This window comes from Pseudomonas vlassakiae, assembly GCF_014269035.2.
GTDB lineage: Bacteria > Pseudomonadota > Gammaproteobacteria > Pseudomonadales > Pseudomonadaceae > Aquipseudomonas > Aquipseudomonas vlassakiae.
Genome location: NZ_JABWRP020000007.1, coordinates 55086 through 79694, shown reverse-complemented (window position 1 = coordinate 79694; position 24609 = coordinate 55086). Strand labels below are relative to the sequence as shown.

General features: G+C 64.8%; 22 protein-coding genes. 13 read left to right on the top strand and 9 right to left on the bottom strand.

Annotation, left to right across the window (positions count from 1 at the left end; genetic code table 11):
- Nucleotide 1: 1 nt before the first annotated feature.
- From HU738_RS11230 to benA, 8 genes are all read right to left on the bottom strand, one after another.
- Nucleotides 2–1087, bottom strand: a complete 1086-nt coding sequence (locus HU738_RS11230; RefSeq protein WP_186602314.1) for a metal-dependent hydrolase — start codon at nt 1085–1087, stop codon at nt 2–4.
- 222 nt (nt 1088–1309) lie between these two features.
- Nucleotides 1310–2224: a catechol 1,2-dioxygenase gene (gene catA / locus HU738_RS11225; protein ID WP_186602312.1), complete on the bottom strand. Its 915-nt coding sequence runs from the start codon at nt 2222–2224 to the stop codon at nt 1310–1312.
- A 38-nt stretch (nt 2225–2262) separates the two neighbouring features.
- Nucleotides 2263–2553 carry a muconolactone Delta-isomerase gene (gene catC / locus HU738_RS11220; protein WP_110638214.1) on the bottom strand — a complete coding sequence of 97 codons (291 nt, stop codon included), beginning with the start codon at nt 2551–2553 and terminating at the stop codon, nt 2263–2265.
- A 150-nt stretch (nt 2554–2703) separates the two neighbouring features.
- Nucleotides 2704–3825: a muconate cycloisomerase family protein gene (locus HU738_RS11215; RefSeq protein WP_186602310.1), complete on the bottom strand. Its 1122-nt coding sequence runs from the start codon at nt 3823–3825 to the stop codon at nt 2704–2706.
- Nucleotides 3826–3882: 57 nt separating this feature from the next.
- On the bottom strand, nt 3883–4644 hold the full coding sequence (locus HU738_RS11210; protein ID WP_186602309.1) for a 1,6-dihydroxycyclohexa-2,4-diene-1-carboxylate dehydrogenase: 762 nt from the start codon (nt 4642–4644) through the stop codon (nt 3883–3885).
- A gap of 197 nt (nt 4645–4841) precedes the next feature.
- Nucleotides 4842–5855, bottom strand: coding sequence for a benzoate 1,2-dioxygenase electron transfer component BenC (benC, locus tag HU738_RS11205; RefSeq protein ID WP_186602308.1), 1014 nt, complete (start codon nt 5853–5855; stop codon nt 4842–4844).
- Nucleotides 5856–5925: 70 nt separating this feature from the next.
- Nucleotides 5926–6411, bottom strand: a complete 486-nt coding sequence (gene benB, locus HU738_RS11200; RefSeq protein ID WP_099814917.1) for a benzoate 1,2-dioxygenase small subunit — start codon at nt 6409–6411, stop codon at nt 5926–5928.
- Nucleotides 6408–7766, bottom strand: coding sequence for a benzoate 1,2-dioxygenase large subunit (benA, locus tag HU738_RS11195; RefSeq protein WP_186602307.1), 1359 nt, complete (start codon nt 7764–7766; stop codon nt 6408–6410). Before benA ends, benB begins: the two co-directional genes overlap by 4 nt.
- Nucleotides 7767–8397: 631 nt before the next feature.
- Here benA and HU738_RS11190 point away from each other — a divergent pair.
- From HU738_RS11190 to HU738_RS11135, 12 genes are all read left to right on the top strand, one after another.
- Nucleotides 8398–9459, top strand: coding sequence for a 3-deoxy-7-phosphoheptulonate synthase (locus HU738_RS11190; protein WP_186602306.1), 1062 nt, complete (start codon nt 8398–8400; stop codon nt 9457–9459).
- An 83-nt stretch (nt 9460–9542) separates the two neighbouring features.
- Complete coding sequence (locus HU738_RS11185) at nt 9543–9824, top strand: peptidylprolyl isomerase (RefSeq protein WP_054884552.1); 282 nt, start codon at nt 9543–9545, stop codon at nt 9822–9824.
- Nucleotides 9825–9831: 7 nt separating this feature from the next.
- Nucleotides 9832–11760 carry an extracellular solute-binding protein gene (locus HU738_RS11180; protein WP_186602502.1) on the top strand — a complete coding sequence of 643 codons (1929 nt, stop codon included), beginning with the start codon at nt 9832–9834 and terminating at the stop codon, nt 11758–11760.
- The gene (locus HU738_RS11175) at nt 11757–12815 is read left to right on the top strand and encodes a microcin C ABC transporter permease YejB (protein WP_186602305.1); all 1059 of its coding nucleotides are present in this window, start codon (nt 11757–11759) and stop codon (nt 12813–12815) included. The genes HU738_RS11180 and HU738_RS11175 overlap by 4 nt, the downstream gene beginning before the upstream one ends.
- On the top strand, nt 12815–13831 hold the full coding sequence (locus tag HU738_RS11170; RefSeq protein ID WP_176506311.1) for an ABC transporter permease: 1017 nt from the start codon (nt 12815–12817) through the stop codon (nt 13829–13831). The genes HU738_RS11175 and HU738_RS11170 overlap by 1 nt, the downstream gene beginning before the upstream one ends.
- A gap of 15 nt (nt 13832–13846) precedes the next feature.
- Nucleotides 13847–15229, top strand: coding sequence for a sigma-54 interaction domain-containing protein (locus HU738_RS11165; RefSeq protein WP_186602304.1), 1383 nt, complete (start codon nt 13847–13849; stop codon nt 15227–15229).
- 262 nt (nt 15230–15491) lie between these two features.
- Entirely contained in the window at nt 15492–16883 is a 1392-nt protein-coding gene (locus tag HU738_RS11160; RefSeq protein ID WP_186602303.1) for a GntP family permease, read from the top strand.
- Between the two features lie 11 nt (nt 16884–16894).
- Nucleotides 16895–17665 carry a 3-hydroxybutyrate dehydrogenase gene (hbdH, locus tag HU738_RS11155; protein ID WP_176506314.1) on the top strand — a complete coding sequence of 257 codons (771 nt, stop codon included), beginning with the start codon at nt 16895–16897 and terminating at the stop codon, nt 17663–17665.
- A gap of 55 nt (nt 17666–17720) precedes the next feature.
- Nucleotides 17721–18200 (top strand): serine protease inhibitor ecotin, encoded by a 480-nt coding sequence (gene eco / locus HU738_RS11150; protein WP_186602302.1) that lies wholly within the window; start codon nt 17721–17723, stop codon nt 18198–18200.
- A 58-nt stretch (nt 18201–18258) separates the two neighbouring features.
- Nucleotides 18259–20217: an acetoacetate--CoA ligase gene (locus HU738_RS11145; protein WP_186602300.1), complete on the top strand. Its 1959-nt coding sequence runs from the start codon at nt 18259–18261 to the stop codon at nt 20215–20217.
- Between the two features lie 36 nt (nt 20218–20253).
- A complete protein-coding gene (locus HU738_RS11140) occupies nt 20254–20529 on the top strand; it encodes a peptidylprolyl isomerase (RefSeq protein ID WP_008095636.1) in 276 nt (91 codons plus the stop codon).
- A gap of 131 nt (nt 20530–20660) precedes the next feature.
- On the top strand, nt 20661–22985 hold the full coding sequence (locus HU738_RS11135; RefSeq protein WP_186602298.1) for an autotransporter family protein: 2325 nt from the start codon (nt 20661–20663) through the stop codon (nt 22983–22985).
- On the opposite strand, the gene HU738_RS11130 is transcribed toward HU738_RS11135, so the two are convergent.
- Nucleotides 22982–23605: a LysE family translocator gene (locus tag HU738_RS11130; protein ID WP_176506318.1), complete on the bottom strand. Its 624-nt coding sequence runs from the start codon at nt 23603–23605 to the stop codon at nt 22982–22984. The genes HU738_RS11135 and HU738_RS11130 overlap by 4 nt on opposite strands.
- A gap of 130 nt (nt 23606–23735) precedes the next feature.
- Here HU738_RS11130 and HU738_RS11125 point away from each other — a divergent pair, with 130 nt between their 5' ends.
- Entirely contained in the window at nt 23736–24554 is an 819-nt protein-coding gene (locus tag HU738_RS11125) for an AraC family transcriptional regulator (RefSeq protein ID WP_186602297.1), read from the top strand.
- Nucleotides 24555–24609 lie beyond the last annotated feature (55 nt).

The window sequence follows — 24609 nt, the reverse complement described above, 5'->3', positions numbered from 1 at the left end:
CCTAGCGCCCAGCCTCGCTGGCCTGTCCCAGGTACTTGCTGGTCCAGGTTGCCAGTGGCAACGGTGTTCGCTGGTCCAGGATACGCCGCCAGATCAGTGCCAGGTCGGCACTGCTGAACATCGAGCCCGCGCCGGCGCCTCTCCATATGCTCGGCCGGTCGACAATCCAATTGCCCTGGCTGTCGCGTTGGGCCATGTTGAAGCGAAAGGTGTAATTGCCCGGAATGCCCATACGCAGGTCAGTGACCACCAGTGCGTTACCGATCTGGTCATAGCGCAGCCAGTCGTCGGTGAACCAGCGCAAGCGCTGGAGCAGCGCGGAACCGCGCAACGCCTTCGCCGCGTCCAGGTTCAATGGCAGGCGCTGCATCTCAGGCGCTTCGCGGTCGAATACGCTACTGATGCCTTCGTAGTAGTCGCCATCCGGGGTCTTCGCCAGCACCCGCCAGACCAGACTGTTGAACGCCATCGGCACTGCGCGCACCTCGGTGACCACGATGCCCTGCGCATCGAGCACTGCCTGCAGGCGCTGTTCGGCGGCCATGCGACCGGCCAGGCCGAAACCCAGATAGGCCGTGCTGAACAGCAGTGCCAGGCTCAAAAACCGTATCGCCCTTCCCTGCAGGCCCTTGAAAGCGGCATAAATCACCGCCACCAGCAGCGGCACGGTGTACACCGGATCGATGATGAACACTGCCGCCCAGCTCAGCGGGGTGAACGGCAACGGCCAGAACAGCTGGGTGCCGTAGACCGTGAACGCGTCGAGTATCGGGTGGGTCACCAGCACCAGCCAGAACGCCAGGAACAGACGGGGCAAGGTGTAGCCCTTGTCGGGCCAGCGCGTTCGGCCAAGCCGGTTGACCAGCCAGGCCAGCAGCAAGGCCAGGCCGGTAAGGACGAAGATCGAGTGGGAAAAGCCGCGGTGGTAGGTCATCTGCGACACCGGGTCGGCGTAGCGGATGACCACGTCGAGGTCTGGTACGGTGCCCAGTGCAGCGCCATAAATGAGCGAGCGCCGGCCCTGAAGGCGGCCGAGTACCGTGCCTTGCAGCGCAGCCCCGAGCACGGCTTGGGTGATGGAGTCCACAGTCAGCCTTCCTGAATGGCAATTGAGGAAACCTAACCCCCAGTGGCCGGGTGGCGCAATCGCTGCTGTGTGACAATAAATGGCCGGTGATGCCTTAGGGCAGCTGCCAGGTGTACACCAGGGTCAGCCGGTTCTGAGCACGGCGCAACCCATGGACACCGTCCAGCACCTGTGGTGCTCCTCTGGGAGCGGGCGTGCCCGCGAACAAATCGGCGCGGCGTATCAGGCCTCCTGCAGCGCCCGCGGTCGCCCGCTGCGCTGTTCATCCGCACTGGCCTGGGCCTTCTGCAACTGGAAGTCGAACTTCAGCTCGGCATAACGGCCTTCAGCCCCTTCATGGAACACCACCTCGCCCACCAGCCCGTCACGGGTGGCGTAGGCGAAGTCGTCCCAGAGGTACTTGTCGCCGGCCAGGTTGATCTGCGTGGTCAGGTGCCGATGGCCCGGTGCCGAGATGAAGAAGTGCACATGCGCCGGACGCTGGCCGTGACGGCCGAGCAGGTCCAGGCATTCCTGGGTCGGACCCTGCGGGTCGCAGCCGTAGCCCGAAGGCACGATGGAGCGCGCGCGATAACGGCCTTCGGCATCGGTGACGATGCGTCGGCGCAGGTTGTACGCGGACTGGCTCTGGTCGAAGAACGAATAGGTGCCACGGGTATTGGCATGCCACAGGTCAACGATGGCGCCGGCCAGTGGCTGGCCTTGCGGGTCGAGCACCTGGCCCTCAAGCAGCATGACCGTAGCCACGCCCTCCTCGCTGCCATCGTCCATGCGCACTTCACCCTGGGCGAGCGGCGCGCCGGCCACGTACAGCGGGCCTTCGATGGTGCGCGGGGTGCCGCCGGTCAAGCCGGCTTCGGCGTCCTTGGCGTCCTGCAGCAGGTCGATGAAATGCTCGATGCCCAGGCCAGCCACCAGCAGCCCGGCCTCGCCGCGCCCGCCAAGGCGGTTCAGGTAGTCGACGGCGTGCCAGAACTCGTCCTCGGTGATTTCCAGGTCTTCGATCAGGCGCGCGGTGTCCTGCAGCAGGCGCTGGATGATGCGCTTCAGGCGCGGGCTGCCTTGGTCATTGTCAAAGCCGGCGGCTTTTTCGAAGAACTGCTGGATGTCGGCAGTGTGAGAAATCTTCACAGTCATGATGGTGACCTCATCTTGTTCTTGTGCAAAGGGTTGAATCAGCGGTCGTCGCTGTGGATCGACGACGGGTGGCGGCACAGGCCGTCGACCTCTATGTCCATGTACGGGAACAGCGGCAGCTGCATCAGCGTGTCGTGCAGCGCCTCGACGCTGGGCACGTCGAAGACGCTGTAGTTGGCGTAGTGCCCGGCGATGCGCCACAGGTGGCGCCAACTGCCCTCGCGCTGCAGGCGCTGAGCCAGTTCCTTCTCGTCGGCCTTCAGTTGCGCGGCCTTGGCCGGGTCCATGTCGACCGGCAGTTTCACGGTCATCTTCACGTGGAACAGCATGTTGTGTTCTCCTATTTCCAAACGCTTGCGCGGTCCCTGTAGGAGCGGCTTCAGCCGCGAACACCGGCACAGCCGGTGCCATCCTCCGCGTCGCCTGCTTCGCGGCTAAAGCCGCTCCTACAGGGGATGTGTGTTCCTTCAGCCCGTGGATCAGCGGCGGGCAAAGCGCGCCAGGCGTTGTTCGTCGAGGGTCAGGCCCAGGCCCGGGGTGCGCGGCACGTGCAGCTGGAAGTCGTGGTACTGCGGCGGCTCGTTGACGATCTCTTCGGTCAGCAGCAGCGGCCCGAACAATTCGGTACCCCAGGTCAGCTGGCGCAGAGTCAGGAAGGCATGGGCCGAGGCCAGGGTGCCGATCGAACCTTCGAGCATGGTCCCGCCGTACAGGGCGATACCGGCCGCTTCGGCGATCTGCGCGGTGCGCAGCACCGCACGTGGGCCACCGTTCTTGGCGATCTTCAGGGCGAAGATGCTGGCCGCACCACTGGCGGCCAGGCTGAAGGCGTCCTCGACGCTTTCGATGGATTCGTCGGCCATGATCGGCGCCGGGCTGCGCTGGTTGAGGCGCACCTGGCCGCCGCGGTTGATGCGCGAGATCGGCTGCTCGATCAGGTCGATGCCGTTGTCGCCGAGCACCTGGCAGGCGCGGATGGCTTGCGATTCGTCCCAATACTGGTTGACGTCGACCCGCACGCTGGCACGTTCGCCCAGTTTGCGCTTGATCGCCACCACGTGCTGCAAGTCCTGCTCCAGCGGGTTGGCGCCGATCTTCAGCTTGAACACGCGGTGCCGGCGAATCTCCAGCATGTGCTCGGCCTCGGCGATGTCACGGGCGGTGTCACCACTGGCCAGGGTCCAGGCCACCTCCAGGCTGTCACGCACCCGGCCGCCGAGCAGCTCGCTGACCGGCAGGCCAAGGCGTTTGCCCTGCGCGTCGAGCAAGGCGCTTTCGATGCCGGACTTGGCGAAGGTGTTGCCCTTGGCCAGTTTGTCCAGCTTGAGCATGGCGGCGTTGATATTGTCCGCCGGCAGGCCGATCAGCGCGGGCGCCAGGTGTGCATCGATGTTGGCCTTGATGCCCTCGGGGCTCTCGTAGCCGTAGGCCAGGCCGCCGATGGTGGTGGCCTCGCCGATGCCTTCGACGCCGTCGCTGCAGCGCAGGCGCAATACCACCAGGGTCTGCTGCTGCAGGGTGTGCATCGCCAGCTTGTGCGGGCGGATGGTCGGCAGGTCGACGATGATTGCGTCCAGCCGTTCGATGGTCGGGCTTGTCATGCAAAAGCTCCAGTTCAGTCAGTGAAGAATCGGGCAGTCGTCATCCGGGCCCAGGCATCAGCCGAGATCACCGCCCCCCACTGGCAGGGTCACGCCGGTGATGTAGGAGGCCTCGTCGGAGGCCAGGAAGAGGATCGCGCCGACCTGTTCGTCGATGCTGCCGTAGCGGTGCATCAGGCTGCTGTCGAGGGTCTGGGCGACGATCTGCTGGTACCAGGCCTTTTCCTGCTCGCTCTGCTCGCTGCTGTTGCGCGGTACACGGCGCGGGGGTGCCTCGGTGCCGCCAGGCGCAGTGGCATTGACCCGGATGCCGCGGCCAGCGGTTTCGAAGGCCAGGCAGGCCGTGAGCGCGTTGACGCCACCCTTGGCCGCGCCGTACGGCACGCGGTTGATCCCGCGGGTGGCGATCGACGAGACGTTGACGATGGCGCCGCTGCCGCGTTCGAGCATGTACGGCAGAGCGGCATGGCAGCACCACAGGGTCGGGAACAGCGAGCGACGCACTTCGGCCTCGATCTGCTCCACTTCGTAGTGCTCGAAGGGCTTGGCCCAGATCGTGCCGCCGACGTTGTTGACCAGGATGTCGAGGCGGCCGAAGGTTTCCACCGCAGTGGCCATGACCCGGGCGCAATCGGCATGCAGCTCGAGGTCGGCGGTGAGGGTCAGCATGCCCTCCCCGGCCAGCTCGTGGACCAGCTCGGAACGGTCCACCGCCACCACCTGCGCGCCTTCGGCCTTGAGCCGCCAGCACACGCCACGGCCAATGCCCTGGGCGGCGCCGGTGACCAACGCGACCTTGCTCTGGAATCTCTTGTTCATTTCGACTTCCTCTCGATCCGAAACTGCCGGGAGGGCTTCGCCCTCCATCGCGACACAAGGCCACTCCCACAAGGGAACGCGGAACATGTGGGAGCGGCCTTGTGTCGCGAAAGGGCCGCAACGCGGCCCCAGCAATCCCGCAGTCAATAAAAAGAGGCCGCCTTCACCCGCACGATGCCGGCGGCCCCAAAGGAACCTCAGGCCGCAGCCGCGGCAAACTTCTCGTAGTAGAAGTTCGCCGGGGTGATGCCCTGCTCGCGCAGGTACTGGCTCACCGCCTCGACCATCGGTGGCGGGCCGCACAGGTACACATCGACATCGCCGTCGTTGAGGTGCTGCGGCGCGATGTACTGGGTCACGTAGCCCTTCTGCGGGTATTGGCTGTCGGGGTTGGCGACGCAGGCGCTGAAAGTGAAGTTGGGTATGCACGCGGCCAGGCCCTGCAAACGGTCCAGCTCGACCAGGTCGACGTCGTTGGTGACGCCATAGATCAGGTGCACGGGGTGCTCGCTGCCCTGCTCGGCGATTTTCTCCAGCATCGCCGTGAACGGCGCCAGGCCCGTACCGCCGGCCAGCAGCAACAGCGGGCGCTGGATCGGACGCAGGTAAAAGCTGCCCAGTGGGCCAGCCAGGCTCATGCTGTCACCGGCCTTGGCCAGGCCGGTGAGGAAACGGCTCATCAGGCCGCCCGGCACATTGCGGATCAGGAAGCTGACCTCGCCGTCCTTCTGCAGCGAGCTGAAGGAATAGGCGCGGCTCTGGTCGCTGCCCGGCACTTTGAGGTTGACGTACTGCCCCGGCAGGAACGCCAGGCGGCTCAGCGCCTCGCCCTTGATCGACAAGGCGATGGTACTGGCCGACAGTTGGCGCACGTCGCTGATGGCCGCCTCGAAGCTGGCCTGCTCGGTCTTGCACAGTTGCGACGACGCCGGAATGCGTACCACGCAGTCGCTTTCGGCGCGCATCTGGCAGGTCAGCACGTAGCCTTCGGCGATTTCGTCCTCGTTCAAGGCGTCTTCGATGAAGTTGTCGCCCAGGTCGTAACGCCCGGACTCGGCCTTGCACTTGCAGGTACCGCAGGCGCCGTCGCGGCAGTCCAGCGGGATGTTGATGCCCTGGCGGTAGGCGGCATCGGCCACGGTCTCATGGCCGCTGGCCTCGATGAAGCGGGTCACCCCGTCTTCGAAATTAAGTGCGATCTGGAAGCTCATGTTGCACCTCGCGGGCGAGCCTGGCCGCGGCGCGCCAAATGGCGCACCGAGCGGCTCGCGTTACCTCGGATCAGATGTGGTAGATGTCGATGACCTGACGCACGTAGTCGTTTTTCAGCACCACTTTCTTGGCCTTGATCTGCGGCTGCTCGCCGCGCAGGTCGAGGGTGTAGAAGCTGGTGCCGAAATAGCTGTCGGTGGTCTTGTAGCGGAAGCTCAGGGTGTGCCAGTTGAAGCGCACCTGGCAGCTGCCTTCGCACAGCGAAACGATCTCGATGTTGCTGATGTTGTGCGAAGTACGGGTGTCCGGCACGGTCGCGCTGGAGCGCTCAGTCTTGATGCGGAACACCCGGTCTTCCAGGCCGCCACGGTTGCCGTACCAGATCAGCGAGATTTCGCTCTGTGGGTCTTCGGTGAGGCTGTCGTCGTCGTCCCAGGACGGCATCCAGAAGGTCGCGTCGCTGGCATACAACTCCAGCCACTGGTCCCACTGGGCATCGTCCAGGTAGCGCGCCTCGCGGTAGAGGAAGTCGCGCACGGTGTCATGCAGGCTCATTGCACGGTCTCCACGGGGATCAGCTGGGTTTCCTCTTCCAGGGCTTTGATCATGGTGTCCTGCCAGTACTTGTGCTGCAGCACGAACAAACCTTCGTCCTCGGTGCGCACACCCGACAGCAGCGGCTTGAGTTCAATTTCCCTGGCGGCCTCATCGGCGCCTTCCACCCAGTGCTGCGCGCCACGGGACAGGTCGTTCCAGCCCGTGCCGCCACCATAGCCGGTCTGGCAGGAGCGGAACTCTTCCAGGTCGTCCGGAGTGGCCATGCCACTGACGTTGAAGAAATCTTCGTACTGGCGGATGCGCTTGGCCCGGGCATCGGCGCTCTCGCCTTTCGGCGCGATGCAGTAGATGGTGATTTCGGTCTTGTTCACCGAAATCGGCCGGGCGATGCGGATCTGTGAGCTGAACTGGTCCATCAGGTACACGTTCGGGTACAGGCACAGGTTGCGCGAGTTTTCGATCATCCAGTCGGCGCGGGCCTGGCCGAAGTCGGCGGCCAGTTGCTCGCGGCGCTCGAAGGCCGGGCGGTCTTCAGGGTTGGCCCAACGGGTCCACAGCAGCAGGTGGCCGTGGTCGAAGGAATAGAAGCCACCGCCCTGCTTGGCCCATGCGCCGGCGCTCATGGTCTTGATCGCGTCACCCGCTTCGCGCTGCTTGCGCTGGTGCTGGGTGGCGGCGTAGTTCCAGTGCACGGAGCTGACGTGGTAGCCGTCGGCACCGTTTTCGGCAGTGAGCTTCCAGTTGCCCTCGTAGATGTACGAGCTGGCACCGCGCAGTACTTCGAGGCCTTCGGGGGACTGGTCGACGATCATGTCGATGATCTTGGCGGATTCGCCCAGGTGCTCGACCAGCGGCTTGACGTCGGCCTTCAGGCTGCCGAACAGGAAGCCACGGTACGACTCGAAGCGGGCCACCTTGGTCAGGTCGTGGGAGCCGTCGCAGTTGAAGCTGGCAGGGTAGCCGGCGTTGCTCGGGTCCTTGACCTTGAGCAGCTTGCCGCTGTTGTTGAAGGTCCAGCCGTGGAACGGGCAGGTGTAGCTGGCGCGGTTGCCGCGCTTGTGCCGGCACAGCATCGCGCCGCGGTGGCTGCAGGCGTTGAGGAAGCCATTGAGCTCGCCGTCCTTGTTGCGCGCGATGAAGATCGGCTGGCGCCCCATGGTCAGGGTGAGGAAGTCGTTCTTTTCGGGGATCTGGCTTTCATGGGCCAGGTAGATCCAGTTGCCCTCGAAGATGTGCTTCATCTCCAGGTCGAACAGGCGCGGGTCGGTGAACATTTCGCGTTTGCAGCGATAGACGCCCGTTTCGCGATCGTCCTCGAGCATGGCATTGAGGTAGTCGAATCCCAGGGACATGGCCAGGGTCTCCATTGTTATTGTTCAGACCGGGTCAGGTTAGGGCGGGGCCTGGGTTGGCAATATCCATCGCCTGCAGTGTGCTATCCGTTTTGTGCAATTATCGCGGCGATAGCATTTATCCATTGAACAGTGCACAGCGCCTGAAGTAAGCTCGGGCTCAATCACTGGAGCGCAACATGCCAAAACACACCCGCAACCACGCCAACCACACCGGTCGCAGCCTGCGCCCTGTGCTGGCCGTTGCCGGCTGCCAGGCTGCTGCCAGCTATTACTTTGGGTATTGGTTTAGCCACTAGGCGCCGATACCCAGCCGGCGCCCACCTTCGAGGGGCCGCCGAACATGAGAATACTCAAACCCCCGGTCGGCTTCCCGACCGGGGGTTTTGCTTTTCAGGCCATTGCACTTTTACCGATTCGAACCGAGGACAGATTCATGAACTACGCCACTTATGACTACGCAAGCACCTATGCCTGGCGATTTAGCCAATCCCGTTCGGGCCAGCCTGCCGCCTCCGATCGGTCCATCACCGGTGGCAATGCTGCAGACAACCAATCAACGACTAGTCGAACACCTCGATAGGGCCGACCGCGCGGGCCAGACCCGCCGTCCGCCCAGGGAACATACGCCATGCAAGCCTCGAACCTCGCTCTGCCCCTGACCCAACCGCTCGCGGCCAACACCACCGTCAGCCAGCGCCTGCCCAGCCCGCACCTGCTCAAGCAGCAAATGCCGCTGTCCAGCGAACTCGCCCAGCAAGTCCACCGCCACCGCCAGGCCATCCGCGCCATCCTCGAAGGCCGCGACGAGCGCCTGCTGGTGATCGTCGGCCCTTGCTCGATCCACGACCCGCGCTCGGCCCTGGAATACGCCGATCGTCTGGCGGCGCTGAGCCGCGCAGTCGATGACAAGCTGTTGCTGGTGATGCGCGCCTATGTGGAAAAGCCGCGCACCACGGTCGGCTGGAAAGGCCTGGCCTACGACCCGCACCTCGATGGCAGCGACGACATGCATGCCGGCATCGCCCTGTCCCGTGGCTTGATGCTGAGCATGATCGAACGTGGCCTGCCGATCGCCACCGAGTTGCTGCAACCGATGGCGGCTGGCTACTTCGATGACCTGCTGGGCTGGGCGGCGATTGGCGCGCGCACCACCGAATCGCAGATTCACCGGGAAATGGTCAGCGGCCTGGAGCTGCCGGTCGGGTTCAAGAACGGCACCGACGGCGGCGTCGGCATCGCCTGCGACGCCATGCGCAGCGCTGCGGCCCCGCACCGCCACTTCGGCATGGATGCGCAGGGCTACCCGGCAATCATCGAGACCTTGGGCAACCCGGACACGCACCTGGTGCTGCGCGGCGGCCACCAGGGCCCGAACCACGATGCCGCCAGCATCGCCCAGGCTCGCCAGGGGCTGGCCAAGGCCGGCTTGCAGGCGCGCATCATGGTCGACTGCAGCCATGCCAACAGCGGCAAGGACCCTGCCCGCCAGCCAGCCGTGTTCGAGGACGTGCTGGCCCAGCGCCTAGCCGGTGACCGCTCGATTGTCGGCATGATGCTCGAAGGCCACCTGTTCGACGGCTGCCAGGCGCTGGGCAAGGGCGCGCTCAAATACGGCGTGTCGATCACCGATGGCTGCCTGGGCTGGAGCGCGACCGAAACCCTGCTGCGCGAGGCCGCAGCCCGTATGTGAAGCGGCTACTGCAAGCCTGGCGAGACATGACCCGAGCAAGTGCGCTAGGCTTGCCGTTTTCACCCCTCCAAGGAGCAGTAACCATGGCACGCGCCACCGCCCGTCACATCCTCGTTGCCACCGAAGACAAGTGCAACGAACTGAAAGCCCAGATTGAAGCCGGTGCCGACTTCGCTGAAATCGCCAAGGCCAACTCCACCTGCCCGTCCAGCCGCCAGGGCGGTGACCTGGGTTCGTTCGGCCCAGGCCAGATGGTCAAGGAATTCGACACCGTGGTGTTCAGCGCCCCGGTCAACACCGTACAGGGCCCGGTCAAGACCCAGTTCGGCTACCACCTGCTGGAAGTGACCAGCCGCCAGGACTGATCTGCTGATCATCGTGTCCCTTGTGGGAGCGGGTTCACCCGCGAAGAGGCCAGACCAGGTAAACCCATTGCCTGCTCGGGCCTATTCGCGGGTAAACCCGCTCCCACAGGTCATTTATGGGGTCGTGCTTTTGTGTATGGGCTGGATGGCCCAAGCCGCGCCCACCCATGCCCTGACCGTCTACGGCGAAGCCCCCCGCTACGGCGAAAACTTCCGCCAATTCGACTACGTCAACCCCGACGCCCCCAAGGGTGGCCTGATGCGCCGCTCGGCCATCGAGATCGGCCAGTTCGACCATATCCTGCCCTACATCGACAAAGGCATCGGTGTCAGCGAGGTCGATGGCTGGCTGTATGCGCCCCTGGCGCAACGCTCGTTCGACGAGCCCTACACCGTCTACGGCCTGATCGCTCGGCGCATGGAACGTGGCCCGGATGACGCCTGGCTGCGCTTCGAGATCGACCCCAAGGCGACCTTCGCCGACGGCAAGCCAGTACGCGCCGAAGATGTGCGCTTCAGCTTCGACAAGCTCATGGCCGAAGGCAGCCTCAAGTACCGCACCCAGTTCGCCGACGTCGCCGGGCTCACGATCGAAGGCCCGCGGCAGTTGCGCTTTGACCTCAAGCAGCCCCACGGCCGCACGCTGGCACTGGACCTGGCCAGCCTGCCGGTATTGCCCGAACACGACTGGGCCAACCGCGACTTCACCAACGGTGCCGGCTTCGACAAGCCGGTCGGTAGCGGCCCATACCGTATCGGGCACATCGACAATGGCCGCAGCATCACCTTCGAGCGCGACCCGAACTGGTGGGCCAAGGACCTGCCGGTCAACCGGGGGCGCTACAATTTCGAACGCATCCGCATCGAGTATTTCGGCGATACCGAAGTGGCGCGCCAAGTGCTGAAGGGCGGCGGCTACGACTACAACCGCGAGTTTTCCGCCACCGCCTACACCTTGGGCTACAACGGCGCGCAACTGGACGACGGCCGCCTGCAGCGCGCGCACCTCGGCCCGGCCAAGCCGCAAGTGGCCCAGGGCTTCGTGTTCAACCTGGACAAGCCACTCTTCAAGGACCGCCGTGTGCGCCAGGCACTGGCCATGCTCTGGGACTTCGAATGGAGCAACCGGCAGATGATGCGCAACCTGTACATCCGCCAGCAGAGCGTGTTTTCCAATACCCCGCTGGCCGCTCGCGCATTGCCGGATGCGGGCGAGCTCAAACTGCTCGAACCGCTGCGCGGCCGGGTGCCGGACGAAGTCTTCACGCAGGTTTTCACGGCGCCAGTGACCGACGGCTCCGGAATCATTCGCCCACAGCAGTTGCAGGCACTGGCCTTGTTGCAACAGGCCGGCTGGCGCCCCGACGGTGATCGCCTGGTCAACGCCCAGGGTGAGCCGCTGGCATTTACCTTCCTCAACGGCCAGTCCGGCATCGAGCGCCTGCTGCTGCCGTGGAAGCGCAACCTGGCACAGATCGGCATCACCCTGAACATCCGCAACGTCGATTCGGCGCAGTACGTGAACCGGTTGATGGCCCGCGACTACGACATGATCGTCACCGGCTATGCGGTGACCCTGTCGCCTGGCGCCGAGCTGTACAACTATTTTGGCTCGGCCGCCGCCAACGACCCAGGCTCGAACAACCTGATGGTGCTCAAGGACCCGGCAGTCGACCAGCTGATCGACGGCCTGGTGCGCGCCGACAGCCAGGCCGACATGCTGCACCACGCCCGTGCCCTGGACCGGGTGCTGCAGTGGAACTACTACTGGATCCCCAACTATTACCCGCCTGGCAGCTCGACGGTGTGGTGGAACCGCTTCGGCCTGCCGAACGTTCAGCCTGCCTATGACGAAGGCCTGGACAGCTGGTGGGAAATCAGCCCGACGGCGCTGACCAACGCACAGATGGCCGAACGGCAGAAGGCCCGGCCATGACCAGCTACATCCTGCGGCGCCTGCTGCTGATCATCCCGACCTTGCTGGCGATCCTGCTGGTCAACTTTGCCATCGTCCAGGCCGCGCCCGGCGGCCCGGTCGAGCAGGCAGTGGCACGGTTGCAGGGGCTGGGCGGCGGCGCGCCCGGTTCCCGGGTCGAGGTGGTGCATGGCGAGTCCCGCGCCACCCGCGGCCTGGACCCGAAGCTGATCGAAGAGATCAAGCGCCAGTACGGCTTCGACAAGAGCGCCCCGGAGCGCCTGTGGCTGATGCTCGGCCAGTATGCCCGGCTGGACTTCGGCCAGAGCTTCTTCCGCGGTGCCAAGGTCACCGACCTGATCCTCGATAAGCTGCCGGTGACCCTGTCGCTGGGCTTCTGGGCCACGCTGATCACCTACCTGGTATCGATCCCGCTGGGCATCCGCAAGGCGGTACGCCACGGCAGCCGCTTCGATGCCTGGAGCAGCGCGCTGATCGTGGTTGGCTATGCCCTGCCCTCGTTCCTGTTCGCGCTGCTGCTGATCGTGCTGTTCGCGGGCGGTACTTCGCTGAACTGGTTCCCGGTGCGTGGCCTGGTCTCGGATGATTTCGACCAGCTCAGCTTGCTGGGCAAGGTCGCCGATTACTTCTGGCACCTGGTGCTGCCGGTCGGCGCTCTGGTCATCGGTGGCTTTGCCACCCTCACTCTGCTGACCAAGAACGCGTTTCTCGATGAAATCTCCCGACAGTACGTGGTCACCGCCCGCGCCAAGGGCTTGAGCGAGCGCCGTGTGCTGTATGGGCATGTGCTGCGCAATGCCATGCTGCTGGTGCTGGCTGGGCTGCCGCAGGCGCTGATCACGGTGTTCTTCGCCGGCTCGTTGCTGATCGAGGTGATCTTCTCCCTCGACGGCCTTGGCCGCATGAGCTACGAAGCGGCCGTGTCACGCGACTACCCGGTGGTGTTCGGCACGCTGTTCATCTTCACCCTGGCCGGCCTGCTGTTCCGCCTGATCGGTGACCTGGCCTTCACCGTACTCGACCCGCGCATCGACTTCGACACGAGGGCGCATTGATGCTGTCGCCGGTTTCGCGTCGTCGCCTGCAGCGTTTTCGCCGCAACCGCCTGGGCTGGGTGTCGCTGTGGTTGTTTGCCGGCCTGCTGGTGCTGAGCCTGTGCGCGGAGCTTGTGGCCAACGACAAGCCACTGCTGCTGAGCTACAAGGGCGATTGGTACACCCCGGCACTCACACGCTACAGCGAGCAGCAGTTTGGTGGCCAGCTGCCGTTCCAGCCGGACTACCGCAGTGCCTACGTGCGCCAGCTGATCGAGAGCCAGGGCGGCTGGATGTTGTTCGCGCCCATCCCGTTCAGTGCCGACACCCCCAACTATGACCTGCTGGTACCCACCCCCAGCCCGCCGAGCGCGAGCAACTGGCTGGGGACCGACGATCAGGGCCGCGACGTATTGGCGCGGGTGCTGTATGGCACGCGTACCTCGCTGCTGTTCGCCTTTGCCCTGACCGTCATCAGCGTGCTCATCGGGGTCGCTGCCGGCGCGCTGCAAGGCTATTACGGTGGCTGGGTGGACCTGTTCGGGCAGCGCTTGCTGGAGGTGTGGTCGGGGCTGCCGGTGCTCTACCTGCTGATCATTCTCAGTGGCTTCGTCGAGCCGGATTTCTGGTGGTTACTGGGGATCATGGCGCTGTTTTCGTGGCTGGCCCTGGTCGATGTGGTGCGCGCCGAGTTTCTGCGCGGACGCAACCTTGAATACGTGAAAGCGGCGCGTGCCCTGGGCCTGCCAGATACCCTGGTGATGCTGCGCCATGTACTGCCCAATGCGATGAACGCGACGTTCACCTATGTACCCTTCATGCTCACCGGGGCGATCACGACCCTGACAGCGCTGGACTTCCTCGGCTTCGGCATGCCCGCCGGCAGCGCTTCGCTGGGCGAACTGGTGACCCAGGGCAAGCAGCACCTGGAAGCGCCATGGCTGGGTTTTACCGCGTTCTTTGCGCTGGCAGTCATCTTGTCGCTGCTGGTATTTATCGGGGATGCCTTGCGCGAGGCGTTCGACCCCAGAGGATAGGTTTCAGGATTACCCATGCACGACAGCGACAGCCTCAAGGACTACCCCCAGGTACGGCAACTGGCGATTCGCTCGCTGTTCGAGATCATCGAGCAGTCCAGCGAAGGCACGGTGATCGTCGACCGCGACGCCCGCATCGTCTGGATGAACGAGCGCTACGCCCGGCGCTTCGGTCTGGCCGACGCAGCCAGCGCGATCGGCCAGCCGTGCGAGGCGGTCATACCGGGCAGCCTGATGCGCCAGGTGGTGAGCGATGGTCGGCCGATCCTGCTGGACATGCTCGATACGCCCAACGAGCCGCTGGTGGTGATGCGCCTGCCGATCCACGATGCCCAGGGCGCCCTGATCGGCGCCATCGGCTTTGCCCTGTTCGAAGAGCTGCGCAGCCTGTCGCCCCTGCTCAAGCGCTATGCGAGCATGCAGCAGGAGCTGGCCAGCACCCGCTCGCAATTGCGCGCACGCCAGGCCAAGTACAGCTTCGCCCAGTTCGTCGGCAGCAGCCCGGCCAGCCTCGAAGCCAAGCGCCGGGCACGGCGCGGTGCCGGCAGCGATTCGCCGGTGCTGTTGCTGGGCGAGACCGGCACCGGCAAAGAGCTGCTGGCCCATGCCATCCATGCGGCTTCGGCACGGGCGCACAAGGCCTTTGTCAGCATCAACAGTGCGGCAATCCCCGAAACCTTGCTGGAGGCCGAGTTCTTCGGCACCGCACCCGGCGCCTTTACCGGTGCCGATCGCAAGGGCCGCAGCGGCAAGCTGCAACTGGCCGAAGGCGGCACGCTGTTCCTGGACGAAATTGGCGACATGCCCTTGGCACTACAGAGCAAGTTGCTGCGCGTCCTGCAGGAAAAGGAATACGAACCGGTCGGCTCCAACCAGATGCTGCGCAGCGACGTGCGCATCATCGCCGCTACCTCCATCGACCTGCAGGCGGCCATGGCCCGTGGTGCGTTTCGTGCCGATCTCTACTACCGGCTGAACGTGCTGCCAATCGAAGTGCCGCCGCTGCGCGAGCGGGTCGAAGACTTGCCGGCGTTGTGCGAGGCGATCCTGGCCGAGCTGGGCAGCCAGTACGAGCTGGAGCAGGACGCTCAGGCATTGCTGGCGCGCCATGGGTGGCCCGGGAATATACGTGAGTTGCGCAACGTGCTGGAGCGGGCGACGTTGCTGGCTGATCAGCCGCGGCTTGGCCTGGCCGACCTCGCGGCGGCGCTGGGGCCGTTGAGCCCGGTCGCGGGTCAGGAACAGCGGATGGGCTATCGTGAGGCATGTGCACAATTCGAGCGCAGGTTGATTGCCGGGGCCTTGGCCGAGCATGCGGGGAATGTGCCCGAAGCGGCCAAGGCGCTCGGGTTGGGGCGCTCGACCTTGTACAAGAAAATGGTTGCGCTTGGTCTCTGATTCGAGATTTGCATTTCTATTTTGAGATTGCTGCGAGGGTTTTGCCCTCCATCGCGGATAAATCCGCTCCTACGGCGTTCTCCTGTAGGAGCGGATTTATCCGCGATGGGCCGCAACGCGGCCCCAGCCCTCTCAAAATGTAGACAAAGGCAACCAACAAAAACAAATACCCTTTAAAAATCAACTGCTTACAAATCCGGCACGATTCCCGCTATCTCCCGGTCACTCATAACAACAAGACTCACCCAGGAGATCCATCCCGATGACCGTGCTCATCGCCCTCGCCGCTCTGGCCCTGCTGATGCTGGCCGCCTACCGCGGCTACAGCGTGATCCTCTTCGCCCCCATCGCCGCCCTCGGCGCCGTCCTGCTCACCGACCCTGCCGCCGTTGCCCCTGCATTCACTGGGGTATTCATGGAAAAGATGGTCGGCTTCATCAAGCTGTACTTCCCGGTGTTCCTGCTCGGCGCCGTGTTCGGCAAGCTCATCGAACTGTCCGGCTTCTCGCGTTCGATCGTCGCCGCCGCCATTCGCCTGCTCGGCACTCGCCAGGCGATGCTGGTGATCGTGCTGGTCTGTGCCCTGCTCACCTACGGCGGCGTGTCGCTGTTCGTGGTGGTGTTCGCGGTGTATCCATTCGCCGCAGAAATGTTCCGCCAGAGCGATATTCCCAAGCGCCTGATTCCGGCAACCATTGCCCTGGGCGCGTTCTCGTTCACCATGGACGCCTTGCCCGGCACCCCGCAGATCCAGAACATCATCCCCAGCACCTTCTTCAACACCACAGCCTGGGCCGCGCCATGGCTGGGGCTGATCGGTACGCTGTTCGTGTTCTGCAGCGGCATGCTGTACCTGCAGCGCCAGCGCAACAAGGCCCAGCGTGCGGGGGAAGGCTATGGCAACAACCTGCGCAACGAACCGGAGACGGCAGCCGACCTGGCCCTGCCCAACCCCTGGCTGGCGCTGTCACCGCTGGTGCTGGTAGGCGTGATGAACCTGCTCTTCACCCACTGGATCCCGCAGTGGTACGGCCCCAGTCACACCCTGCAGTTGCCGGGCATGAGCGCGCCGGTCAACAGCGACGTGGCCAAGCTCACGGCGATCTGGGCGGTGCAGGCGGCGCTGCTGGTGGGCATCCTGATGGTGCTGGCGTGTGCCTTCAGGGTGATCCGCGAACGCCTGGCCGAAGGCACCAAGAGTGCCGTCGGTGGCGCCCTGCTGGCCGCCATGAACACCGCGTCCGAGTATGGCTTTGGCGCAGTCATCGCTTCGCTGCCGGGCTTTCTGGTGCTGGCTGATGCCTTGCGCGGGATTCCCAACCCGCTGGTCAACGAAGCGATCACCGTGACCCTGCTGGCAGGCATCACCGGCTCCGCCTCGGGCGGCATGAGCATCGCCCTGGCGGCCATGAGCGACAGCTTCATCGCGGCGGCCCATGCCGCCAACATCCCCCTCGAGGTGCTGCACCGGGTGGCCGCGATGGCCAGTGGCGGCATGGACACCTTGCCGCACAACGGCGCGGTGATCACCTTGCTGGCGGTAACCGGGCTGACCCACCGCGAAGCCTACAAGGACATTTTCGGTATTACCCTGATCAAGACCCTGGCGGTATTCGTGGTCATTGCCACCTTCTACGCCACCGGCATCGTCTAAGGAGCTTTTGCATGACTTTGAAAGGCAAGACGGCACTCGTCACCGGCTCGACCAGCGGCATCGGCCTGGGTATAGCCCAGGTGCTGGCGCGCGCCGGAGCGAACATTGTGCTCAACGGTTTCGGCGACCCATCGCCGGCCTTGGCAGAGATCGCCCGCCATGGCGTCAAGGTTGCCCACCACCCGGCGGACCTCTCCGATGTGGCGCAAATCGAGGCGCTGTTCGCGATGACCGAACGTGAGTTCGGCGGCGTCGACATTCTGGTCAGCAACGCCGGCATCCAGCACGTGGCGCCGGTGGAACAATTCCCGCTGGAAAGCTGGGACAAGATCATCGCCCTCAACCTCTCGGCGGTGTTCCATGGCACCCGCCTGGCCCTGCCTGGCATGCGCGCGCGCAACTGGGGCCGGATCATCAACATTGCCTCGGTGCACGGGCTGGTCGGCTCCACCGGCAAGGCGGCCTATGTGGCGGCCAAGCATGGCGTGGTCGGGCTGACCAAGGTGGTGGGGCTGGAAACCGCCACCAGCAACATTACCTGCAACGCCATCTGCCCCGGCTGGGTGCTGACCCCGCTGGTGCAGAAACAGATCGACGATCGTGCTGCCAACGGCGTTGATCCGCAGCAAGCACAGCACGATCTGCTGGCCGAGAAGCAACCTTCACTGGCTTTCGTCACCCCCCAGCACCTCGGTGAACTGGTACTCTTCCTGTGCAGCGAGGCCGGTAGCCAGGTTCGCGGTGCCGCCTGGAACGTCGATGGTGGCTGGTTGGCCCAGTGAAGGGCAGCCTGGGCCTGGCAACGGTCTTGCACCCGTTTATCTGCAAGGAGGCCCTATGCGCCCAACCCCAATGACCGCGATCTTTGCCTTGACCCTGGCCGCCACCGTACCGGCGATGGCAGCCGGCCTCAAGGACGTCGCACCCTATCCCGAGGCGGAAAAAGGCTTCACCCGGCAGGTCATCCACCTGCCGGCGCAAACCGATGAATCGGCCCACAAACTGGAAATCCTGGCCGGCAAGACCCTGGAAGTGGACTGCAACCGCCAGCGCCTGGCCGGCAGCCTGGAAGAGCACACCCTCGAAGGCTGGGGCTACAGCTACTACCGCCTGGCCAAGGTCGGTGGCCCAGCCAGCACCCTGATGGCCTGCCCCGATGGCAAGAAGACCCAGGCCTTCGTACCGGTGGTGGGTGAAGGCTTCATGCTGCGCTACAACAGCAAGCTGCCTGTGGTGGTGTACGTGCCGCAAGGGGTCGAAGTGCGTTATCGCGTGTGGTCGGCATCGGCCGATGTGCAAACCGCTAAAGTGGAATAAGTGACACCGAGGGCCCCTTCCTGGGCCCTCATCCCCAAGCAGTTTCTGGAGGTTCGGCATGAACGATGTGCTCTGGCGCCCCTCCACGGCGCAGATCGAAGCCAGCCGGATGGATGCCTTCCGCCGCCGGGTCAACCTGCGCTTCAACTTGCAGCTCAATGACTATGCGGCCCTGCACCGCTGGAGCATCGAGCAGCGTCCGGCCTTCTGGCAAACCCTGGCTGACTATTTCCAGGTGGCCTGGCACACCCCGCCCAGCCAGGTCCTCAGCGAAGGCGCACACATGCCTGACGCCCGCTGGTTCAGCGGCGCCACCCTGAATTTCGCCGAACACCTGCTGCGCCGGCGTGACGACCGGCCTGCGGTGGTTTCCGTGCGCGAAGATGGCCAGCGTGTGGTCTTCACCCATGCGCAACTGGCCGCTGAAGTTGCAGGCCTGCAGCAAGCCTTCAAGGCAGCCGGCATCGAGCCCGGTGACCGCATCGCTGCGGTCATGCCCAATACCTGGCAAACCCTGGTGGCGATGCTCGCCTGTACCAGCCTGGGTGCGGTCTGGTCAACGTCTTCGCCGGAGTTCGGCCTGCATGGCATCATCGACCGGTTCGGCCAGATCGAACCGAAGCTGCTGCTGGTCTGCGCCGGTTACCACTACGCCGGCAAATCGGTCGACCAGGTCGACAAGATCAACCAGGTCTGCGCCCAGTTGCCGGGGCTGCAGCAGTTGATCGTGGTCCCGTATACCCGCCCCCACACCCAAGCTGGCGAATTCACCGCCGCCAAGGTCAGCCTGTGGGACGATTTCTACCGACCTGGCGGCGAACCTGAATTTACTTCGCTACCGTTCGACCACCCGCTGTACATCCTCTATTCCAGCGGCACCACGGGCGTGCCCAAATGCATCGTCCATCGCGCTGGCGGCGTGCTGCTGCAGCACCTCAAGGAACACGGCCTGCACAATGACCTGAAAGCCGATGACGTGCTGTTCTACTACACCACCTGTGGCTGGATGATGTGGAACTGGCTGGCCAGCGGCCTGGCCGTCGGCGCCACCCTGGTGCTGTACGACGGCTCACCGTTCCACCCCGGCCCGGCGCGTCTGCTCGACCTGATCGACGCTGAACGCATCCAGGCCTTTGGCACCAGTGCCAAGTACCTGGCTGCGCTTGAACAGGAGGGTCTGGAACCAGGCCGCAGCCATCGCCTGGACAGCCTGCGCCTGATCCTGTCCACCGGTTCGCCCTTGTCGCCTCACAGCTACGACTATGTGTACGGCAAGATCAAAGCCGACCTGTGCCTGGCATCGATGTCCGGTGGCACCGATATCGTCTCGTGCTTCGTGCTCGGCAATCCGACCCTGCCGGTGCGCCGTGGCGAAATGGCCTGCAAGGGCCTGGGCATGGCCGTAGAGGTATGGAACGAACAGGGCCGACCGGTACTCGATGAAAAAGGCGAGTTGGTGTGCACCCGCAATTTCCCGTCGATGCCCCTTGGTTTCTGGAACGACAGCGACGGCAGCCGCTACCATGACGCCTATTTCAGCCAGTTCCCCGGGGTTTGGGCGCAGGGCGACTACGCCGAGCAGCGCAGCAGCGGCGGCCTGCTCATCCATGGCCGCTCCGACGCCGTGCTCAACCCCGGCGGGGTGCGCATCGGCACGGCAGAGATCTACCGTCAGGTGGAAAAGGTCGAAGAGGTGCTGGAAAGCGTAGCCATCGGCCAGGACTGGCACGGCGATGTGCGCGTGGTGCTGTTCGTGCGCCTGCGCGATGGCCTGCAACTGGACGACGCCCTGCGCCAGCGCATTCGCCAGGTGATCCGCCAGTACACCACGCCACGCCATGTGCCGGCCGTGATCGCCCAGGTCAGCGACATCCCGCGTACCATCAGCGGCAAGCTGGTGGAACTGGCCATCCGCAACGTGGTGCACGGCATGCCGGTGAAAAACACCGACGCCTTGGCCAACCCGCAGGCCCTGGAGCAGTTTCGCGACCGCACGGAGCTGCGCGATCAGGCATAATGGCGCCCTTTTTTGCCCCGAAGCACAGGTGTACCCATGAAAGCTCAAGCCCGCCACATCCTGGTCAAGACCGCTGACGAAGCTGAAAAGCTCAAGCAGCGCATCGCCAACGGCGAGGCCTTCGACGTGCTGGCGAAGAAGTTCTCCACCTGCCCGTCGGGCAAGCGCGGTGGCGACCTGGGCGAAGTGCGCCCGGGCCAGCTGGTCGGCGCGATCGACCAGGTGATCTTCAAGAAGCCCCTGCGCGTGGTGCACGGGCCGATCAAGAGCAAGTTCGGCTACCACCTGGTGCAGACCTTCTACCGCGACTGATAGCCACGGGCCACCTGGCATTTTTGCCAGTTGCCCCGTGTTCGCGCTTTACATACAACGCTGGCAGGGCCGAAGCGGCAGCTAAATGCCGTTTCAGGTAGTGGTCCCTTTATGGACACGGAGACCTGCCTATGCGTTGCCCTCGCCTGCTGCTGCCCGCTGCCTTTCCCCTCCTGACCCTGCCGCTGATCGTTCAGGCACAAGCCTTGGTGGTGTCGCCTGGCGACACCCTCGGTGCCGTCGTGCAGACCCAGGATATCGACGACTTCAGGATGAGCGGCGGGACCGTGCAATCGCTCAATCAGGGGCAAGGCTACGACACGTTCTACATGTCCGCCGGGCGCATCGTCGGTGCGTTCGAGGATGGCGACTACGCGCTATTTTCTGGCGGGCGTATTGGCCGGGTCGACCTCAAGCTGGCAGACAACTACTTCGAAATGTCCCAGGACCTTGGTGTCGAAACCCAGATCGATGGCAACCTGGTCAGCGGCTTCGGCAACGACACCATCGTCCTGCGCGGTGGGACCATCGGCGGCAACATCAGCACCAGCGGCGGTACCGACGACATCACCATCAGCGGTGGCTGGTTAAAAGGCAGTGTACTGGCCAGCGCGGGAGACGACGTCTTCACCTGGACCGGGGGCCGTATCGGCGGCAAGGTCGACATGGGCATAGGTGATGACCATGCGCGCATCGTTGGCCTCGACGCCAGCACCTTGGTCACTGAACTGGACGGCGGCCGCGGCAACGACAGCCTGGTGTTCGAGAACAGTCAGATCAATGGCGGCGCCCGGTATGTAAACTGGGAAGCCATCGGCCTGTTCGAAAACAGCCGCCTCACCCTTGACGACACCTTGACCCTTGGCGACGGCACCCCTGAGCAGCCTGGCAGCGGCACTGGCGCCTTGCTCATCGACGACAGCAGTACACTGGTTTCCCGCCAAGGCACCCTCACGCCGGTCAGCCAAGGGCAGAAGGCGACGCTGAACAATGCTGGCACCCTCGACCTCAGCAGTGGCGATGACGCCCAGGGCAGACTGACTGTGAAAGGCAATTACGTGGGGGAAAACGGCCTGTTGCGCGTAAACAGCGTGTTGGCGGGTGACGACGCCGCCTCCGACCGGCTTGTCGTCAGCCGAGGCACGATCACCGGCAGTACGCGCTTGTGGGTCAACAACCTGGGCGGCAACGGTGCTACCACCCTGCAGAACGGCATCCAGGTGGTCGAGGCTCGCGATGGCGCCACCAGCACCGCCAACGCCTTTGTCCAGACACAGACGCTGTCGGTCGGTGCCTACGATTACCGGCTGTTCAAAGGCGGGGTAACCGCTGGCAGCGAGAACAGCTGGTACCTGCGCTCGACGCTGGTGGCCACACCTTCCCCTGCCGCCCCGGCGCCAGGAGAGCCTCCAGTCGAGCCCGCGGCAACCCCACCCGTGGCTGCACCGGCTCCCGGCCAGGCCGAGCTACCAGCGCCGATTGCCGGCGTCAGTGTGCCCCTGTACCGGCCCGAAGTGCCGGTTTACGCCGCTGCACCACGGGGTGCTGCGATCATCGCTCGCCAGGGCCTGGGCACCTTCCACCAGCGCCAGGGTGACCAGCAGTTGCTGGCCGGCCAAGGCAGCCTCCCGGCCAGCTGGGGCCAGGCCTACGGCGGCGCGTTGCGCCAGCAATGGAGCGGTACGGTGAACCCGAGCCTGGACGGTAACCTGTATGGCTTCAAGGTGGGCCAGGACCTGTATGCCAAGCTCAGCGATGGCGGCTATCGCCAGCATGTGGGCCTGTATGTCAGCCACAGCCGCCTGGACGCCGACGTCAAAGGCTTCGCCTTGGCTGTGGAGGATCGCAGCGTCGGTGATCTCAAGCTGGACGGTGACAGTGTCGGCGGTTACTGGACGCTGGTCGACCCGCAAGGCGGGTACTTCGACAGCGTGCTGCAGTACACCAGACTCGATGGCCGCGCCCGCTCCGACCGTGGCGACACGCTGAACATCGACGGCCACGCCTGGACCGCATCACTGGAGTCCGGTTACCCATTCAGCCTGTCCGAACGCTGGACCGTCGAACCGCAAGCCCAGCTGATTGCCCAGAAAGTCTCGCTGGACAGCGCCAACGACAGCGTCTCGCACGTCAGTCATGATGCGCAGCTCGAGCTGACCGGACGGCTCGGCGTACGCCTCGAAGGCGCCTACAAAGCAAGCAGCGTGCGCCTGCTGCAACCCTATGCGCAAGTGAACGTGTGGCGCGGCGACGGCGGCCGCGACACGCTAACGTTTGATGGGGTGGACAAGATCAAGACCGACTACCGCTACACCTCGCTGCAGCTGGAAACTGGCCTGGTCGCCCAGCTCAGCGAAGCGCTGAGCCTGCACGGCGGCGTGCAGTACTCAAGCAACCTCGACAGCCGCCAGCAGGAAGCCAGCGGCGTGAACCTGGGTGTGCGCTGGCAGTTCTAGCGGCGCGCCGCCAGCAGGCCGATACCTGCGCAACCGAGCAGCGAAGCGCTGACCCGGTTGAACAGCCGGCGCGGCCCGGGCTGGCTGAACCAGCGCTGCAGGTAGGCACCGAGGCCCGCGTAGATGGCAATCGCCGCCCACTCCAGCAGCAGGAACAGCACGCCCAGCCAGAGGAACTGCTCGCTGACCGGGGTGGCGCTGCCCACCGTAACGAACTGCGGCAGAAAGGCGGTGAAAATCAGGATGGCCTTCGGATTGCCCGCCGCCACCCAGAACTCCTGGCGCGCCAGGCGCCACGTGCCACGCGGGTGATCGCTGGCGACCACGGCTTCGCCGACCGGGGCGCGCCACAGCTGCCAGGCGATATAGAACAGGTACGCCGCGCCCACCACCTTGATGGCCAGGAACAGGTACTCGCTGGTATGCAGCACCACCGCCAGGCCCATGGCGGCCAGGGCGATCATGCCGCTGAAGGCCAGGATCCGCCCGGCGCCGGCGACGCAGGCGGTACGCAGGCCGTAGCGGCTGGCATTGTGCAGCGACAACAGGTTGTTCGGCCCCGGCGCCATGTTCAGGGCAAAGCAGGCAGGGATGAATAGCAGCAGGCTCGACAGGTCCATTTTGTTCTCCAGGCAATCAGCCGCTACTGTCGATGCCGGGCACCGCCGGGTCAAGGTACAGTCAGCGGCAAAAATTGTATGGCCGGGCGCCCGCCGCTGCTAAGCTGCCCAGCTGATCGAGGACCCTGTCATGCCCACTGCCCGCTCCCAGCTTTGGCACGACCCGGCACTGCCCTGGGTGGAAAGCCGCCGCGCCTGCCATAGCCGCGCCTGCTACAAGGCGCACAGTCACCCGACCTTCTCCATCGGCGCGGTGGATGCCGGCAGCAGCTGCTTCACGGGCGCTGGCGACGGCCAGGAGCGCCTGGAAGCGGGCACCCTGGTGCTGGTGCCGGCGCAACGGGTGCATGCCTGCAACCCTGCACCCGGCCAGGCCTGGAGCTACCAGATGCTGCATGTCGACGCCGCCTGGCTGGCGCAATGGCGGCTGGAGTCTGGGCTTGCCGCCGCCAGGCCCGGTGCCCCGGCGCGGATCAGCCGGGAACCGGCGCTATACCGTGAATTCTGCGCGCTGAATGACCTGCTCTTTTCGGCGGCGGGCGTCGGCGAGAAAGAAGCGGCGCTGCTGACGTTCCTGGGCGATCACGACTTTTCGGCGCAACCGGCAGCGCTCGCGGCCCCGGCCCCTGTGCTGGGGATGCCGACCTTGCGCGGGTTGATCGAACACATCGAAGCGCAAGACCTGACGCAACTGAGCCTCGAACGCCTGGCCAGGCAAGCAGGCCTTGGCCGCTATCAGCTGATCCGCGCGTTTCGCGCCGCGACCGGGCTGACACCCCATGCCTACCTGCTCAACGCACGGATCAACCGGGGCCGACGGCTGCTACGTGACGGGCTGGCGTTGGCCGAAGTTGCCTACCAGCTGGGGTTTGCCGACCAGAGCCATTTCCAGCGGGTGTTCAAAGCCCATGTCGGGGTAACGCCGGGGCACTATCGGCGCGCGCAATAATCTTCAATACCCGGGCCAGGGCAGCCGCCAGACTGCGGCTTTTCTACCGAGACAG

What these genes read in the sequence shown, in the direction of transcription:
- HU738_RS11140 (WP_008095636.1), top strand. Translation starts at nt 20,254, where the DNA reads ATGAAAGCTCAAGCCCGCCACATCCTGGTCAAGACCGCTGACGAAGCT.
- HU738_RS11170 (WP_176506311.1), top strand. Translation starts at nt 12,815, where the DNA reads ATGCTGTCGCCGGTTTCGCGTCGTCGCCTGCAGCGTTTTCGCCGCAAC.
- benB (WP_099814917.1), bottom strand. Translation starts at nt 6,411, where the DNA reads ATGAGCCTGCATGACACCGTGCGCGACTTCCTCTACCGCGAGGCGCGC.
- HU738_RS11130 (WP_176506318.1), bottom strand. Translation starts at nt 23,605, where the DNA reads ATGGACCTGTCGAGCCTGCTGCTATTCATCCCTGCCTGCTTTGCCCTG.
- catC (WP_110638214.1), bottom strand. Translation starts at nt 2,553, where the DNA reads ATGCTGTTCCACGTGAAGATGACCGTGAAACTGCCGGTCGACATGGAC.
- HU738_RS11210 (WP_186602309.1), bottom strand. Translation starts at nt 4,644, where the DNA reads ATGAACAAGAGATTCCAGAGCAAGGTCGCGTTGGTCACCGGCGCCGCC.
- HU738_RS11175 (WP_186602305.1), top strand. Translation starts at nt 11,757, where the DNA reads ATGACCAGCTACATCCTGCGGCGCCTGCTGCTGATCATCCCGACCTTG.
- hbdH (WP_176506314.1), top strand. Translation starts at nt 16,895, where the DNA reads ATGACTTTGAAAGGCAAGACGGCACTCGTCACCGGCTCGACCAGCGGC.
- HU738_RS11145 (WP_186602300.1), top strand. Translation starts at nt 18,259, where the DNA reads ATGAACGATGTGCTCTGGCGCCCCTCCACGGCGCAGATCGAAGCCAGC.
- HU738_RS11165 (WP_186602304.1), top strand. Translation starts at nt 13,847, where the DNA reads ATGCACGACAGCGACAGCCTCAAGGACTACCCCCAGGTACGGCAACTG.
- HU738_RS11135 (WP_186602298.1), top strand. Translation starts at nt 20,661, where the DNA reads ATGCGTTGCCCTCGCCTGCTGCTGCCCGCTGCCTTTCCCCTCCTGACC.
- catA (WP_186602312.1), bottom strand. Translation starts at nt 2,224, where the DNA reads ATGACTGTGAAGATTTCTCACACTGCCGACATCCAGCAGTTCTTCGAA.
- HU738_RS11190 (WP_186602306.1), top strand. Translation starts at nt 8,398, where the DNA reads ATGCAAGCCTCGAACCTCGCTCTGCCCCTGACCCAACCGCTCGCGGCC.
- eco (WP_186602302.1), top strand. Translation starts at nt 17,721, where the DNA reads ATGCGCCCAACCCCAATGACCGCGATCTTTGCCTTGACCCTGGCCGCC.
- HU738_RS11160 (WP_186602303.1), top strand. Translation starts at nt 15,492, where the DNA reads ATGACCGTGCTCATCGCCCTCGCCGCTCTGGCCCTGCTGATGCTGGCC.
- benA (WP_186602307.1), bottom strand. Translation starts at nt 7,766, where the DNA reads ATGTCCCTGGGATTCGACTACCTCAATGCCATGCTCGAGGACGATCGC.
- HU738_RS11185 (WP_054884552.1), top strand. Translation starts at nt 9,543, where the DNA reads ATGGCACGCGCCACCGCCCGTCACATCCTCGTTGCCACCGAAGACAAG.
- HU738_RS11215 (WP_186602310.1), bottom strand. Translation starts at nt 3,825, where the DNA reads ATGACAAGCCCGACCATCGAACGGCTGGACGCAATCATCGTCGACCTG.
- benC (WP_186602308.1), bottom strand. Translation starts at nt 5,855, where the DNA reads ATGAGCTTCCAGATCGCACTTAATTTCGAAGACGGGGTGACCCGCTTC.
- HU738_RS11125 (WP_186602297.1), top strand. Translation starts at nt 23,736, where the DNA reads ATGCCCACTGCCCGCTCCCAGCTTTGGCACGACCCGGCACTGCCCTGG.